Here is a 12,325-nt window from a genome sequence, read left to right as displayed (position 1 = left end):
ATCGTACGCCCGCGTCCGGACGCTCAGCCGCGCTTGGGGAGCGGCACGCGGTCCAGGTCGCGGGCCACGGTCAGCTCGCCGGTGAACCCTGCCGCGCGGGCCTGCCGCTCGAACTCGGCGGGGTCGGAGTAGCGCTGGCTGAAGTGGGTGAGGACGAGGTGCCGCACCCCGGCGTCCCGCGCCACGGCCGCCGCCTGGCCGGCCGTCAGGTGACCGTGCTCCTCGGCGAGCCGCACGTCCTCGTCCAGGAAGGTGGACTCGATGACGAGGAGGTCGCAGCCGTCGGCGAGGGCGAGCACGCCGGGGCAGAGCCGGGTGTCCATGACGAACGCGAACCGCTGCCCGCGCCGGGTCTCGCTGACCTCCTCCAGCGCGACCCCGCCGAGCGAGCCCTCCCGCTGGATACGGCCGACGTCGGGGCCGGAGATGCCGTGCGCGGCGAGGCGGTCGGGCAGCATGCGGAGCCGGTCGGGCTCGGTCAGCCGGTAGCCGTAGGACTCCACCGGGTGGGAGAGGCCGTACGCCTCCAGCGTGTAGGAGGGGGTGGTGGCGAGGGGGCCGTCGGTGTCGACGGGTGCCTCGGTGAGGTCGACCGTCTCCCGGTAGGCGGTGGCGTACCGGAGGCGGTCGAAGAAGCGCTGACCGGAGCGCGGGTAGTGCGCGGTGACCGGGTGCGGCACCCGGTCCAGGTTGATCCGCTGGATCACCCCGGCCAGGCCCAGGCTGTGGTCGCCGTGGAAATGCGTGACGCAGATCCGGTTCAGGTCGTGCGCGGCGACCCCGGCGCGCAGCATCTGCCGCTGGGTGCCCTCGCCGGGGTCGAAGAGGATGCCCTCGCCGTCCCAGCGCAGCAGGTAGCCGTTGTGGTTGCGGTGCCGGGTCGGGACCTGGCTGGCGGTGCCGAGGACGACCAACTCGCGTACGGACACGCGGGTTATCCGGGGGGCCAGTTCAGGCCGCGGCCCCCGAGGACATGGGCGTGGGCGTGCCAGACGGTCTGGCCGGCGCCGCTGCCCGTGTTGAAGACCGTGCGGTAGCTCTCCAGCGACTCGCCTTCGGCGACTCCGCGGGTCTCCGCGAGGACGTCGGCGGCGAGCTGCGGGGCCTCCGCGGCGAGTTCCGCGGCGTTCTTGTAGTGGGCCTTGGGGATCACCAGGATGTGGGTGGGGGCCTGGGGGTTGATGTCCCGGAAGGCGAGGGTGGTGTCTGTTTCCCGGACCACGTCGGCGGGGATCTTGCCCGCGACGATGTTGCAGAAGAGGCAGTCCTCTTGGGGTTCGCCGGCCATTCGGCTGCCCTCGCTTTCGCCGATGATCTTTGCCTTCGGCATCCTAGTCGTTCGGGTGCGGGTGCGTGGGGGCTGGTCGCGCCCACGGGCGCGGAGCCGCACGTCGACACGGCCCCGCGCCCCTCAGGTGGGCAGACCCGGAGGCGTTCTCGCCGGCTGCCTCTCCAGTGCCTCCAGGGCCAGCCTTATCGCTTCGTCCAGCTGGGGGTCCTCGTCCGCTGCCCAGTCCTGGGGGCGCATCGGGATCTCCACGTCCGGGTCCACGCCGTGGTTCTCCACGTCCCAGCCCGCGCCCTGAAGCCAGAAGGCGTACTTGGGCTGGGTGACGATCGTGCCGTCCACCAGGGTGTAGCGGCTGTCGATGCCGATCACTCCGCCCCAGGTGCGGGTGCCGACGACCGGGCCGATGCCGAGGGCCCGGATCGCGGCGTTGACGATGTCGCCGTCGGAGCCGGAGAACTCGTCGGCCACGGCCACCACGGGGCCCCGGGGGGCGTCCTGGGGGTAGCTTTCGGGGCGCATGCCCCGGGGGAGGTCCCAGCCGACGACGCGGCGGGCGAGCTTTTCGACGATGAGCTGGGAGGTGTTGCCGCCGCGGTTCTCGCGGACGTCGACCACCAGGCCCTCGCGGGTGACCTCGACGCGCAGGTCGCGGTGGATCTGGGCCCAGCCGGGTGCCTGCATGTCGGGGACGTGGAGGTAGCCGAGGCGGCCGCCGGAGCGTTCGTGGACGTGGGCGCGGCGGCCGGCGACCCAGTCGTGGTAGCGCAGCGGCTCCTCGTCGGCGAGCGGGACGACCACGGCGTGCCGGGGCTCGCCGCCGCCCGCCGGGGCGATGGTCAGCTCCACGGGCTTCCGGGCCGTGCCGAGCAGCAGCGGACCGGGCCCGGTGACCGGGTCGACCGGGCGGCCGCCGACGGCGAGGAGGGTGTCGCCGGGGCGCACGGCGACACCGGGCGCGGCGAGCGGGGAGCGGGCCTCGGGGTCGGAGGTCTCCGAGGGCAGGACCCGGTCGACCCGCCAACTGCCGTCCTCGTGGCGGGAGATGTCGGCGCCGAGCAGCCCTTGGCGGATGCCGTCGTCCCAGCCGCCCTGCGGTATGACGTAGGCGTGGGAGGCGCCGAGTTCGCCGTGCACCTCCCAGAGGAGGTCCACGAGGTCGTCGTGGGTGGCGACCCGTTCGAGGACGGGACGGTAGCGGTCCAGGACGCCGTCCCAGTCGACGCCTCCCATGTCGGGACGCCAGAAGTTGTCCCGCATGAGCCGGCCCGTCTCCTCGTACATCTGCCGCCGTTCGGCGACCGGATCGACGGTGTGCCGGACGCGGCCGAGGTCGACGGTGACGCGGGCGTCGCCGTCCTCGTCGTCGGGGGCGCGGCGGTCGGCGGGGACGACGAGGAGCCCGCCGTCGCTCCACAGCAGGACGCGGCGGCCGTCGCCGCTGACCTCGAACTCGTCGGCGTCGGCGGCCAGGTGCTCCAGCCGGTGCTGGGCGAGGTCGTAGCGCTCCAGCCCGGTCTTGGGGTCGGGGGCGTCGGGGGTGGCGCGGGAGGCGCCGAGGACACCGCGCACCGGGTGGCGCAGCCAGAGCACGCCGTCCTTCGCGGCGCGCAGGTTGCCGTACCGGGCGGCCTCGACGGGGAAGGGCACGATGCGGTCGGCGAGCCCGTCCAGGTCGACGCGGGTCGTGGGGGTGCCCTCCGCACCGGGGGTCTCGTCCCGGTCGGGGGTGCCGGAGGGGCGGCCGTGGCGCTGCGGGCCGAAGGGGGACGGTGTCGTGGCCGCGAGGGTGATGAGGTGCGGGCGGGCGCCCTCCACGAAGGCCAGGTCGAAGACATGGGTGTCGAAGACGGGGTCGAAGGCGCGGTTGGAGAGGAAGGCGAGGTGGCGGCCGTCGAGGGTGAAGACCGGCTCGTAGTCGGCGAAGCGCAGCGGGGTGGCCTCGGTGACGGTGAGGTCGGTGGTGGCGGCGAGCCGGATCTGGGAGAGCGGGCGCGGGCCGGGGTGGGCCCAGGCGAGCCAGCCCGAGTCGGGCGAGAAGGCCAGGCCGTGCGGGTCGCCGTGCTCGCTGCGGTCGACCTCGCGGATCTCACCGGTCTCGCGCTCGACCAGCAGCAGCCTGCCGTCGTGGGAGGCGACGGCGGCGCGGGTGCCGTCCGGGGACATGGCCAGTTCGAGGACGCGGCCGAGCTGTCCGGCCCCCAGGCGGCGCGGGGCGGAGCCGGGGGCCAGGCCGGTGGCGGGGGCGAACTCCAGCGCGTCGTCGCCCTCGGCGTCGGTCACCCACACCACCCACTCCTCGCCGCCCGCGCGGAAGGCGCGCGGCAGCCGGGCCCGTACACCGGGTTCCGCCGCGAGGGCGCGGGCCGGCCCGTCGCGGTGGGTGACCCAGTGGACGGTGCCGCGCACGGCGACCGCGCTGCCCCGCCCGGTGTGGTCGGGGGTGGCGGAGTCCAGCCAGCGGGCGGCGTCCAGGACGAAGGGCTGGAGATCGGTACGGGAGCCGCCGAGCCGGATCCCGGGACGGCGGGGTTCGGCGCCGTCGAGGTCGTCCAGCACCCAGAGCCGCCCGGCGCTGACGTAGACGACACGGGTGCCGTCGCTCGCGGCGTGCCGGGCGTAGAAGCCGCCGAGCGGGGTGTGGCGGCGCAGGTCGGAGCCGTCGGCGAGGGAGGAGTACAGGGCGCCGGTGCCCTCGTGGTCGGAGAGGAAGGCGAGGCGGTCGCCGACCCAGGAGGGGTACTCGAGGTTGCCGTCCAGCTCCTCGTGCAGCCGGACGAACCGGCCGTCGCCGTCCCGGTCGATCCACAGCTTGCCCGCGGTGCCGCCCCGGTAGCGCTTCCACGCGGAGGCGTCCCGGTTCATCGTGGCGGACAGCAGCACGGTGTGGGGGCCGTGGGCGACGGCGCCGACGGGGCCGTACGGGAGGGTGGCGGCCGGTCCGCCGTCGAGCGGGACGGTACGGGCCCAGCTGTGGCGGGTGCTGTGCCGTCCGGCGGCGCTGACCGCCAGCACCTCGCCGTCCGGGGTCCAGTCGCGGACCTGGGTGCGGGCGTTGCCCCAGTGGGTCAGGCGCCGGGAGGGTCCGCCGTCCACGGGGGCGGTGTGCACCTCGGGGGCGCCGTCGCGGCGGGAGGTCCAGGCGAGGGTGGTGCCGTCGGGCGAGATACGGGGGTGGTTCACGGGTACGCCGTCGGCGCTGACCCGCCAGGCCCGGCCTCCGTCCAGCGGGGCGACCCAGACGTCGTCCTCGGCGGTGAAGGTGACCAAGTCGCCCCGCACATGGGGGAATCGGAGGTACGAGGCGGCGTTTTCCGTGGCAGCACCGTGAGTCACGCGATCACCCTACGCGCGAACGCCCGCACCCGGACCCGGAATTGATCCGTCTATTTGCCCTGGACCGGTCGGCACGCGGGGTCGTTCTCGCACCACAGGGTGCGGGTGACGGTGACGGTCACCGTGGGCCGGGGCTGGCCGGGCGGCCGGTAGGTGGCGGGCGGGGTGTAGGCCGGGGCGGCGTCGCAGTTGCCGAGCCCGCTCACCCGGAAGACCTGGCGGCCGCCGACCTCGGCGACGAGATTGCCGCGCACACAGGCCCCGCTCACCGCGCGGGTCACCTTGCCGGTGACGGTGATGTCCCGCCCGTCCTTGGTCTTGCCCTGGCAGTCGACGGTGACGACGGTGGATTCGCTCGGCGACCCGCCGGCCGGCGAACCGCCGTCCTGCCGCCCGGTGCAGGTCAGCCAACTCACGTCCACATCACGCTTCTTCAGCGCGTCGGTCGCGGTCGAGTCGGTGGTGTACGCGACCGAGGCAGCCCCCAGTTCTCCCGGCTGGCACGCCGTCACCGTACCGACGACGAGCGCCACGAGCCCACCGGCGGCCAGCACCCGAATCCCACTCGAAGCCCCCATACACCCCAGCGTCCCACCGACACCCCCACGGCGGAAGGCCGCATACGGCCAGTCACCCGAACGTGCGGCGCGGGGCCTTCAGGACCAGCGGCCGGTGCGGCCCAGCAGGAGAGCGGTCGCCGCGGTGCCCGCGGTGGAGGTGCGCAGAACGGAGGGGCCGAGGACGCAGGCGCGGGCGCCGGCCTCCTCGAAGAGCGCCAACTCGTCGCGTGAGACGCCCCCTTCGGGACCGACGACGAGCACGATCTCGCCCTCGGCCGGGAGTTCGGCGGTGGCCAGCGGGACCGACTCGTGATCGAAGTCGGAGTGCAGCACGGCGGCGAAGTCGGCCTGTGCGAGGAGCGCGGCGACCTGCTTGGTGGAGGCGGCCTCCGCGACCTCGGGGAAGCGGACCCGGCGCGACTGCTTGCCGGCCTCGCGGGCGGTGGAGCGCCACTTGCCGAGCGCCTTCAGCCCGCGCTCGCCCTTCCACTGGGTGATGCAGCGCGACGCCTGCCAGGGCACGATGCGGTCGACCCCGGTCTCGGTCATGGTCTCCACGGCGAGTTCGCCCCGGTCGCCCTTGGGCAGTGCCTGCACGACGGTGACGCGCGGCCGGGGCTCGGGCTCCTCGCGCACCTCGGGGAGGTCGACGACCAGCCGGTCCTTGCCCTCGGTGCCGGTGACCCGGCAGACCGCGTAACGTCCGGCGCCGTCGGTGAGGACGACCTCCTCGCCGGGCTCCAGCCGCTTCACCGAGACGGCGTGCCGCCCCTCGGGTCCGTCGAGCACGTACCGGGTGCCGTCCGTGCGGAAGTGGTCGACGACGAAGACGGGCGCGGTCATCGCGCGTCCCCTCCCTGGGCTCGGACGGGTCGGTACTGACGCCCCGACTCGCCCCGTACGAGGTTGAGTTCGGCGGCGAGGGTGCGGACGAGTTCGGCCGCGGGCAGCGGCCGGGCCAGCCGGTGGCCCTGGCCCGCCCAGAGCGACATGCCCTGGGCGTCCCCGGCGGCGGTGGCGGCCTTGCGCAGCGGCGAGGTCAGGTGGTGCACGTCGGGGTAGGCGGCGGGCGCGTACGGCCCGTGCTCGCGCAGGAAGCGGTTGGTCAGGGCGCGCGCCGGGCGCCCGGAGAAGGCGCGGGTCAGCTCGGTGCGCGGGAACACCGGGTCGGTCAGCGCCCGCTTGTGGATCTCGGGGGCGCCGGACTCCGGGGTGGCGAGGAAGGCGGTGCCGAGCTGGGCGGCGGTGGCTCCGGCGGCGAGGGCGGCGGCGATCTGGGCACCGCGCATGATGCCCCCGGCGGCCACGACCGGGATCTCCACGGCCCGCGCGGCCTGGGTGACCAGGGACAGCAGGCCGAGCCCGGTGCCGTCGTTCTCGGCGAGGTCGCGGTGGGTGCCCTGGTGGCCGCCCGCCTCGATGCCCTGCGCGATCACCGCGTCCGCCCCGGCCCGCTCGACCGCGCGGGCCTCCTCGACGGTGGTGGCGGTGACCAGGGTGACGGTCCCGGCCCGGCGCAGCGCGGCCAGCACCTCCGGGTCGGGCACGCCGAAGTGGAAGGAGACGGCGGCGACGGGGTCGTCCAGCAGGACGGCGAGCTTGGCGTCGTAGCCGTCGTCGCGGCCGCCGTCGGGGTCGCCGGCCTCGGTCTCGTACCAGGCGGCCTCACCGGCCAGTTGCTGGGCGTACAGCTCGACGGCGCCGGGCTCGGCCTGGGCGGGCTGGGGCAGGAAGAGGTTGACGCCGAAGGGGCGGCTGGTCAGCCCGCGCAGCCGTTTGATCTCGCGGTACATGCCGTCCGCGGTCTTGTAGCCGGCCGCGAGGAAGCCGAGCCCGCCGGCCTCGGAGACGGCGGCGGCCAGTTCCGGCACGGCGACACCGCCCGCCATGGGGGCCTGCACGATCGGATGCACGACGAGATCGGCCAGCGCGGAGGACATGCCCGCATGGTGTCATGTCCGCCTGACAAGTCCGAATCCGGCCCGGGCGTGGGGGCGCGCTGGGCGCCCCCCGCCGTCAGCGTCCGTTGAAGGCGTCCTTCAGCCGGGAGAACAGCCCCTGCTGGCCGGGCTGGAACTGCCCCGTGGGCCGCTCCTCGCCGCGCAGCTTGGACAGCTCCCGCAGCACCCGCTCCTGCTCGGCGTCGAGCTTGGTCGGGGTGGTGACCTCGACGTGCACGATCAGGTCGCCCCGGCCGCCGCCGCGCAGATGCGTGACGCCCCGGGTGTGCAGCGGGATCGACTGGCCGGACTGGGTGCCGGGCCGGATGTCGACCTCCTCCATGCCGTCCAGCGTCTCCAGCGGCACCTTGGTGCCGAGGGCCGCGGCGGTCATGGGGATGGTGACCGTGCAGTGCAGGTCGTCGCCGCGCCGCTGGAAGGTGGAGTGCGGCAGCTCGTGGATCTCGACGTAGAGGTCGCCGGCGGGGCCGCCGCCGGGGCCGACCTCGCCCTCGCCCGCGAGCTGGATGCGGGTGCCGTTGTCGACACCGGCGGGGATCTTCACGGTCAGGGTGCGCCGGGAGCGGACCCGGCCGTCGCCCGCGCACTCGGGGCACGGGGTCGGGACCACGGTGCCGAAGCCCTGGCACTGCGGGCAGGGGCGGGAGGTCATGACCTGGCCCAGGAAGGACCGGGTGACCTGGGAGACCTCGCCGCGGCCGCGGCACATGTCACAGGTCTGCGCGGAGGTGCCGGGGGCCGCGCCCTCGCCGCTGCAGGTGTTGCAGACGACCGCGGTGTCGACCTGGATGTCCTTGGTCGTGCCGAAGGCCGCCTCGTCCAGCTCGACCTCGATCCGGATCATCGCGTCCTGGCCGCGCCGGGTGCGCGAGCGCGGGCCGCGCTGCGACGCCGTGCCGAAGAACGCGTCCATGATGTCGGAGAAGTTGCCGAAGCCGCCGGCTCCGAAGCCGCCCGCGCCACCGGCGCCGCCGGCCTGCGAGAGAGGGTCGCCGCCGAGGTCGTAGACCTGCTTCTTCTGCGGGTCCGACAGCACCTCGTAGGCGGCGTTGATCTCCTTGAACCGCTCCTGGGTCTTCGGATCGGGGTTGACGTCCGGATGCAGCTCGCGCGCGAGCCTGCGGAACGCCTTCTTGATCTCATCCTGCGACGCGTCGCGGCGCACGCCGAGAACGGCGTAGTAATCCGTGGCCACTTACGACTCCGCCAGGATCTGTCCGACGTACCGTGCCACTGCGCGTACCGCTCCCATCGTTCCCGGATAGTCCATGCGGGTCGGTCCGACCACGCCGAGCTTGGCAACCGCCTCGCCGCCCGAACCGTAGCCGACCGACACGACGGACGTGGAGTTGAGTCCCTCGTGGGCGTTCTCGTGCCCGATACGCACGGTCACGCCCGGATCTTTGGCTTCGCCGAGGAGTTTGAGGAGCACGACCTGCTCCTCCAGGGCCTCCAGCACGGGCCGGATCACCAGGGGGAAGTCATGTCCGAAACGGGTGAGATTGGCGGTGCCGCCGATCATCAGCCGTTCCTCGTTCTCCTCGACCAGTGTCTCCAGCAGAGTGGAGAGCACTGTGGAGACCGTACCGCGATCCTCCGCCTCGAAGGCATCGGGGAGGTCCTCGACTAGTCGCGGTACGTCGCTGAACCGGCGTCCGGCCACCTTGCTGTTGAGCCGCGCGCGCAGGTCCGCGAGCGGTCCCTCGCCGAACGGGGCGGGGCAGTCGACCATCCGCTGCTCGACCCGGCCGGTGTCGGTGATCAGCACCAGCATCACGCGGGCGGGCGCGAGTGAGAGCAGTTCCACATGCCGCACGGTGGACCGGGTCAGCGAGGGGTACTGCACCACGGCGACCTGCCGGGTGAGCTGCGCGAGCAGCCGGACGGTGCGGGCCACCACGTCGTCCAGGTCGACCGCGCCCTCCAGGAAGTTCTGGATCGCGCGCCGCTCGGGCGCCGTCATCGGCTTCACACCGGCGAGCTTGTCGACGAAGAGCCGGTAGCCCTTGTCGGTGGGGATGCGCCCGGCGCTGGTGTGCGGCTGGGCGATGAAGCCCTCCTCCTCCAGTGCGGCCATGTCGTTGCGCACGGTGGCCGGGGAGACGCCGAGGCTGTGGCGCTCGGTGAGGGCCTTGGAGCCGACGGGCTCCTCGGTGCCGACGTAGTCCTGCACGATGGCGCGCAGTACCTGCAGCCTGCGTTCGCTCAGCATGCGCACCTCCGTCACGTCGCCCCACGGCCCTTACGGTGTCCCGCCTGGCACTCTGCGTGTGCGAGTGCCAGACATCCCCGGCCAGTGTACGGCCGCGGGGTGGTCACCGGGCAAGGTCGGTGCCGTCCGCCCGGCTTGTCCCCGGCTAGCGTCCAGGTATGACCGTGACTTGGGAAGACCTCGGGTGGGAGCACTTGGCGGAAGGGGTGGGCCGGTGCCGGCTGCCGGGCTGGGACTGCACGGTGGGGCTGGTCGTGGGCGCCGGCACGGCCCTGGTGGTGGACGCGGGGTCGGGTCTCGCGGAGGGGGCCGCGCTGCGGGCGGCGGTACGGCGGCTGGCCGGGCGGGATGTGACCCATCTCGCGCTGACCCACCCCCACTTCGATCACGTCCTGGGCGCCCCCGCCTTCGCCGGGGCGGAGGTCTACGGCGCGGTCGGCCTCGACGTGGTGTTCCGCCACGAGCGCGAGGCACTGCGGCGGGACGCGGTCGGGCACGGCGTCCCGGCCGGGGAGGCCGAGGCCGCCGTACGCGCCCTGGTGCCGCCCGCGCACGCCGTGTCCGGCGAGTGGACGCTCGACCTCGGCGGCGGCTCCCGGGTGCTGCTGGCCAACGTCGGGCCGGGGCACACCGCGCACGACCTCGCGGTGCTGGTGCCCGGCTCCCCGGAGGTCGTCTTCTGCGGGGATCTGGTGGAGGAGTCCGGCGAACCGCAGGCCGGGCCGGACGCGGTGCCGTCCCGCTGGCCGGACGCGCTGGACCGGCTGCTGAACCTCGGCGGCGAGGACGCACTGTACGTACCCGGTCACGGAGCGGTGGTTGACGCGGCCTTCGTACGACGCCAACGCGACGCCCTGGCAGCACGTTTCGGCGTGTCCTGAGTACCGGGCGGCCGCTTCTCCTATGGTCATCGGAATGCGCGACTATTCCCCCGACCTGACCGCCCCCTGGAAGAAACCGCAGCCGGTGCCCGAGGTGGCGGCCGAGGCGGGACTGGTGGTGGAGGAGCCCGGTACCGGGTTCTGCGGGGCGGTGATCCGCTGCGAGGCGGGGACGGTGACGCTGGAGGACCGCTTCGGCAAGCACCGGGTGTTCCCGCTGGAGCCGCGCGGCTTCCTGCTGGAGGGCCGCCCGGTCACCCTGGTCCGCCCGGCCGCCGCCCCGGTGAAGCCCGCCCGCACCGCCTCCGGCTCGGTCGCCGTCCCCGGCGCCCGCGCCCGCGTGGCCCGCGCGGGGCGGATCTACGTCGAGGGCAGGCACGACGCCGAGCTGGTGGAGAAGGTCTGGGGCGACGACCTGCGCATCGAGGGCGTCGTCGTGGAGTACCTGGAGGGCGTGGACGACCTGCCCGCCATCGTGGCCGAATTCGCACCCGGCTCCGACGCCCGCCTCGGCGTCCTGGTGGACCACCTGCTGCCCGGCACCAAGGAGTGGCGCATCGCCCGGTCGGTGACCAGCGAGCACGCCCTGGTGGTCGGCCACCCGTACATCGACATCTGGGAGGCCGTGAAGCCGTCGGCCGTCGGCATCCCCGCGTGGCCCCGCGTCCCCCGCGGCCAGGACTGGAAGACGGGCGTGTGCAAGGCCCTGGGGTGGCCGGAAAACACCGGTGCGGTGTGGCAGGCGATCCTGGCGAAGGTGACGTCCTACCGCGACCTGGAGCCGGAACTCCTCGGCCGGGTCGAGGAGTTGATCGACTTCGTCACCGCCGAGGCGTAACCGCCCGGCTCAGTCCACCAGGTCCCGCACCACCGCGTCGGCCAGCAGGCGTCCGCGCAGGGTGAGGGCGGCCCGGCCCTTGGCGTAGGGCCCGGGGTCCAGGAGGCCGTCGGTCAGGGCGCGGGCGGCGGCGGCCAGACCGGCGGGCTTCAGGAGGGACAGCGGGACGCCGTCGCGCAGGCGGAGTTCCAGGAGGACGCGTTCGACCCGGCGGTCCTCCTCGGTGAGCACTTCGCGGCCCGCGCCCGGGGTGCGGCCCGCGGCGAGGGCGGCGGCGTAGGCGCCGGGGTGCTTGACGTTCCACCAGCGCACCCCGCCGACGTGGCTGTGGGCGCCGGGGCCCGCGCCCCACCAGTCGGCGCCGCGCCAGTACAGCTCGTTGTGCAGGCAGCGGGCCGCCTCGGAGGTGGCCCAGTTGGAGACCTCGTACCAGTGCATGCCCGCCGCGGTGAGCAGTTCCTCGGCGATGAGGTACCGGTCGGCGTGCACGTCGTCGTCGGTCATCGGGACCTCGCCGCGCCGGATGCGCCGGGCGAGCTGGGTGCCCTCCTCGACGATCAGGGCGTAGGCGCTGATGTGGTCGGGGCCCGCGCCGAGCGCCGCCTGGAGGGAGGCGCGCCAGTCGTCGTCGGACTCGCCGGGGGTGCCGTAGATCAGGTCGAGGTTGACGTGCTCGAAGCCGGCCGCGCGGGCTTCGGCCACGCATGCCTCGGGGCGGCCGGGGGTGTGGGTGCGGTCGAGGATCTGGAGCACGTGCGGCTTCGCGCTCTGCATGCCGAAGGAGAGCCGGTTGAAGCCGCCCTCGCGCAGGGTGGCCAGGTAGGCCGGGTCGACGGAGTCCGGGTTGGCCTCGGTGCTGATCTCGGCGTCGGGCGCCAGGCCGAACTCGTCCCGGATCGCGCCCAGCATCCGTACCAGGTCACCGGCGGCCAGCAGGGTGGGTGTACCGCCGCCGACGAAGACCGTACGGACCTCGCGGGGGTCGTCGCCGAGCACCTTGCGGGCGAGCCGGATCTCGTCCACGACGGTGTCCGCGTAGTTGTCCCGCGAGGCGAGCACGCCCCCCGTGCCGCGCAGCTCGGTGGCGGTGTAGGTGTTGAAGTCGCAGTAGCCGCAGCGGGTGGCGCAGTACGGGACGTGCAGATAGAACCCGAGGGGCCGCTCGGCGGCACCGGCGAGCGCGGCGGCGGGCAGCGCGCCGTCGTCGGGGACGGACTCGCCGTCGGGGAGTGCGGAAGGCATGTCCTCC

At 74.1% G+C, this 12,325-nt stretch carries 11 protein-coding genes; 2 read left to right on the top strand and 9 right to left on the bottom strand.

What is annotated here, in order from left to right; all coding sequences use genetic code 11:
• Window positions 1–23: 23 nt before the first annotated feature.
• The 8 genes from EV284_RS13555 to hrcA form a co-directional block, all read right to left on the bottom strand.
• Window positions 24–929 carry a ribonuclease Z gene (locus tag EV284_RS13555; protein WP_130333674.1) on the bottom strand — a complete coding sequence of 302 codons (906 nt, stop codon included), beginning with the start codon at window positions 927–929 and terminating at the stop codon, window positions 24–26.
• Window positions 930–934: 5 nt separating this feature from the next.
• Window positions 935–1,288, bottom strand: coding sequence for a histidine triad nucleotide-binding protein (locus EV284_RS13550; RefSeq protein WP_130334702.1), 354 nt, complete (start codon window positions 1,286–1,288; stop codon window positions 935–937).
• A 123-nt stretch (window positions 1,289–1,411) separates the two neighbouring features.
• Window positions 1,412–4,624, bottom strand: a complete 3,213-nt coding sequence (locus tag EV284_RS13545) for a S41 family peptidase (protein WP_130333672.1) — start codon at window positions 4,622–4,624, stop codon at window positions 1,412–1,414.
• A gap of 50 nt (window positions 4,625–4,674) precedes the next feature.
• Window positions 4,675–5,202, bottom strand: a complete 528-nt coding sequence (locus EV284_RS13540) for a hypothetical protein (protein ID WP_130333670.1) — start codon at window positions 5,200–5,202, stop codon at window positions 4,675–4,677.
• Window positions 5,203–5,280: 78 nt separating this feature from the next.
• Window positions 5,281–6,027 (bottom strand): 16S rRNA (uracil(1498)-N(3))-methyltransferase, encoded by a 747-nt coding sequence (locus tag EV284_RS13535; RefSeq protein ID WP_130333668.1) that lies wholly within the window; start codon window positions 6,025–6,027, stop codon window positions 5,281–5,283.
• Window positions 6,024–7,124 (bottom strand): nitronate monooxygenase, encoded by a 1,101-nt coding sequence (locus EV284_RS13530; RefSeq protein WP_130333666.1) that lies wholly within the window; start codon window positions 7,122–7,124, stop codon window positions 6,024–6,026. The genes EV284_RS13535 and EV284_RS13530 overlap by 4 nt, the downstream gene beginning before the upstream one ends.
• A gap of 76 nt (window positions 7,125–7,200) precedes the next feature.
• Entirely contained in the window at window positions 7,201–8,340 is a 1,140-nt protein-coding gene (gene dnaJ, locus EV284_RS13525; RefSeq protein ID WP_031179596.1) for a molecular chaperone DnaJ, read from the bottom strand.
• Window positions 8,341–9,357 carry a heat-inducible transcriptional repressor HrcA gene (gene hrcA, locus EV284_RS13520; RefSeq protein WP_086695084.1) on the bottom strand — a complete coding sequence of 339 codons (1,017 nt, stop codon included), beginning with the start codon at window positions 9,355–9,357 and terminating at the stop codon, window positions 8,341–8,343.
• Window positions 9,358–9,515: 158 nt separating this feature from the next.
• Here hrcA and EV284_RS13515 point away from each other — a divergent pair, with 158 nt between their 5' ends.
• A complete protein-coding gene (locus EV284_RS13515; protein WP_130333664.1) occupies window positions 9,516–10,238 on the top strand; it encodes an MBL fold metallo-hydrolase in 723 nt (240 codons plus the stop codon).
• Window positions 10,239–10,272: 34 nt separating this feature from the next.
• Complete coding sequence (locus EV284_RS13510; RefSeq protein ID WP_130333662.1) at window positions 10,273–11,076, top strand: DUF3097 domain-containing protein; 804 nt, start codon at window positions 10,273–10,275, stop codon at window positions 11,074–11,076.
• Between the two features lie 9 nt (window positions 11,077–11,085).
• On the opposite strand, the gene hemW is transcribed toward EV284_RS13510, so the two are convergent.
• Window positions 11,086–12,318, bottom strand: a complete 1,233-nt coding sequence (gene hemW, locus EV284_RS13505) for a radical SAM family heme chaperone HemW (protein ID WP_130333660.1) — start codon at window positions 12,316–12,318, stop codon at window positions 11,086–11,088.
• Window positions 12,319–12,325 lie beyond the last annotated feature (7 nt).

Origin of the sequence: Streptomyces sp. BK022 (genome assembly GCF_004217355.1) — a bacterium.
Taxonomy (GTDB): domain Bacteria; phylum Actinomycetota; class Actinomycetes; order Streptomycetales; family Streptomycetaceae; genus Streptomyces; species Streptomyces griseoluteus.
The sequence above is the reverse complement of the archived record's forward strand: the minus strand, read 5'-3'. Positions and strand labels throughout refer to the sequence as shown.

What these genes read in the sequence shown, in the direction of transcription:
- EV284_RS13540 (WP_130333670.1), bottom strand. Translation starts at nt 5,202, where the DNA reads ATGGGGGCTTCGAGTGGGATTCGGGTGCTGGCCGCCGGTGGGCTCGTG.
- EV284_RS13510 (WP_130333662.1), top strand. Translation starts at nt 10,273, where the DNA reads ATGCGCGACTATTCCCCCGACCTGACCGCCCCCTGGAAGAAACCGCAG.
- EV284_RS13550 (WP_130334702.1), bottom strand. Translation starts at nt 1,288, where the DNA reads ATGGCCGGCGAACCCCAAGAGGACTGCCTCTTCTGCAACATCGTCGCG.
- hrcA (WP_086695084.1), bottom strand. Translation starts at nt 9,357, where the DNA reads ATGCTGAGCGAACGCAGGCTGCAGGTACTGCGCGCCATCGTGCAGGAC.
- EV284_RS13530 (WP_130333666.1), bottom strand. Translation starts at nt 7,124, where the DNA reads ATGTCCTCCGCGCTGGCCGATCTCGTCGTGCATCCGATCGTGCAGGCC.
- EV284_RS13515 (WP_130333664.1), top strand. Translation starts at nt 9,516, where the DNA reads ATGACCGTGACTTGGGAAGACCTCGGGTGGGAGCACTTGGCGGAAGGG.
- hemW (WP_130333660.1), bottom strand. Translation starts at nt 12,318, where the DNA reads ATGCCTTCCGCACTCCCCGACGGCGAGTCCGTCCCCGACGACGGCGCG.
- EV284_RS13535 (WP_130333668.1), bottom strand. Translation starts at nt 6,027, where the DNA reads ATGACCGCGCCCGTCTTCGTCGTCGACCACTTCCGCACGGACGGCACC.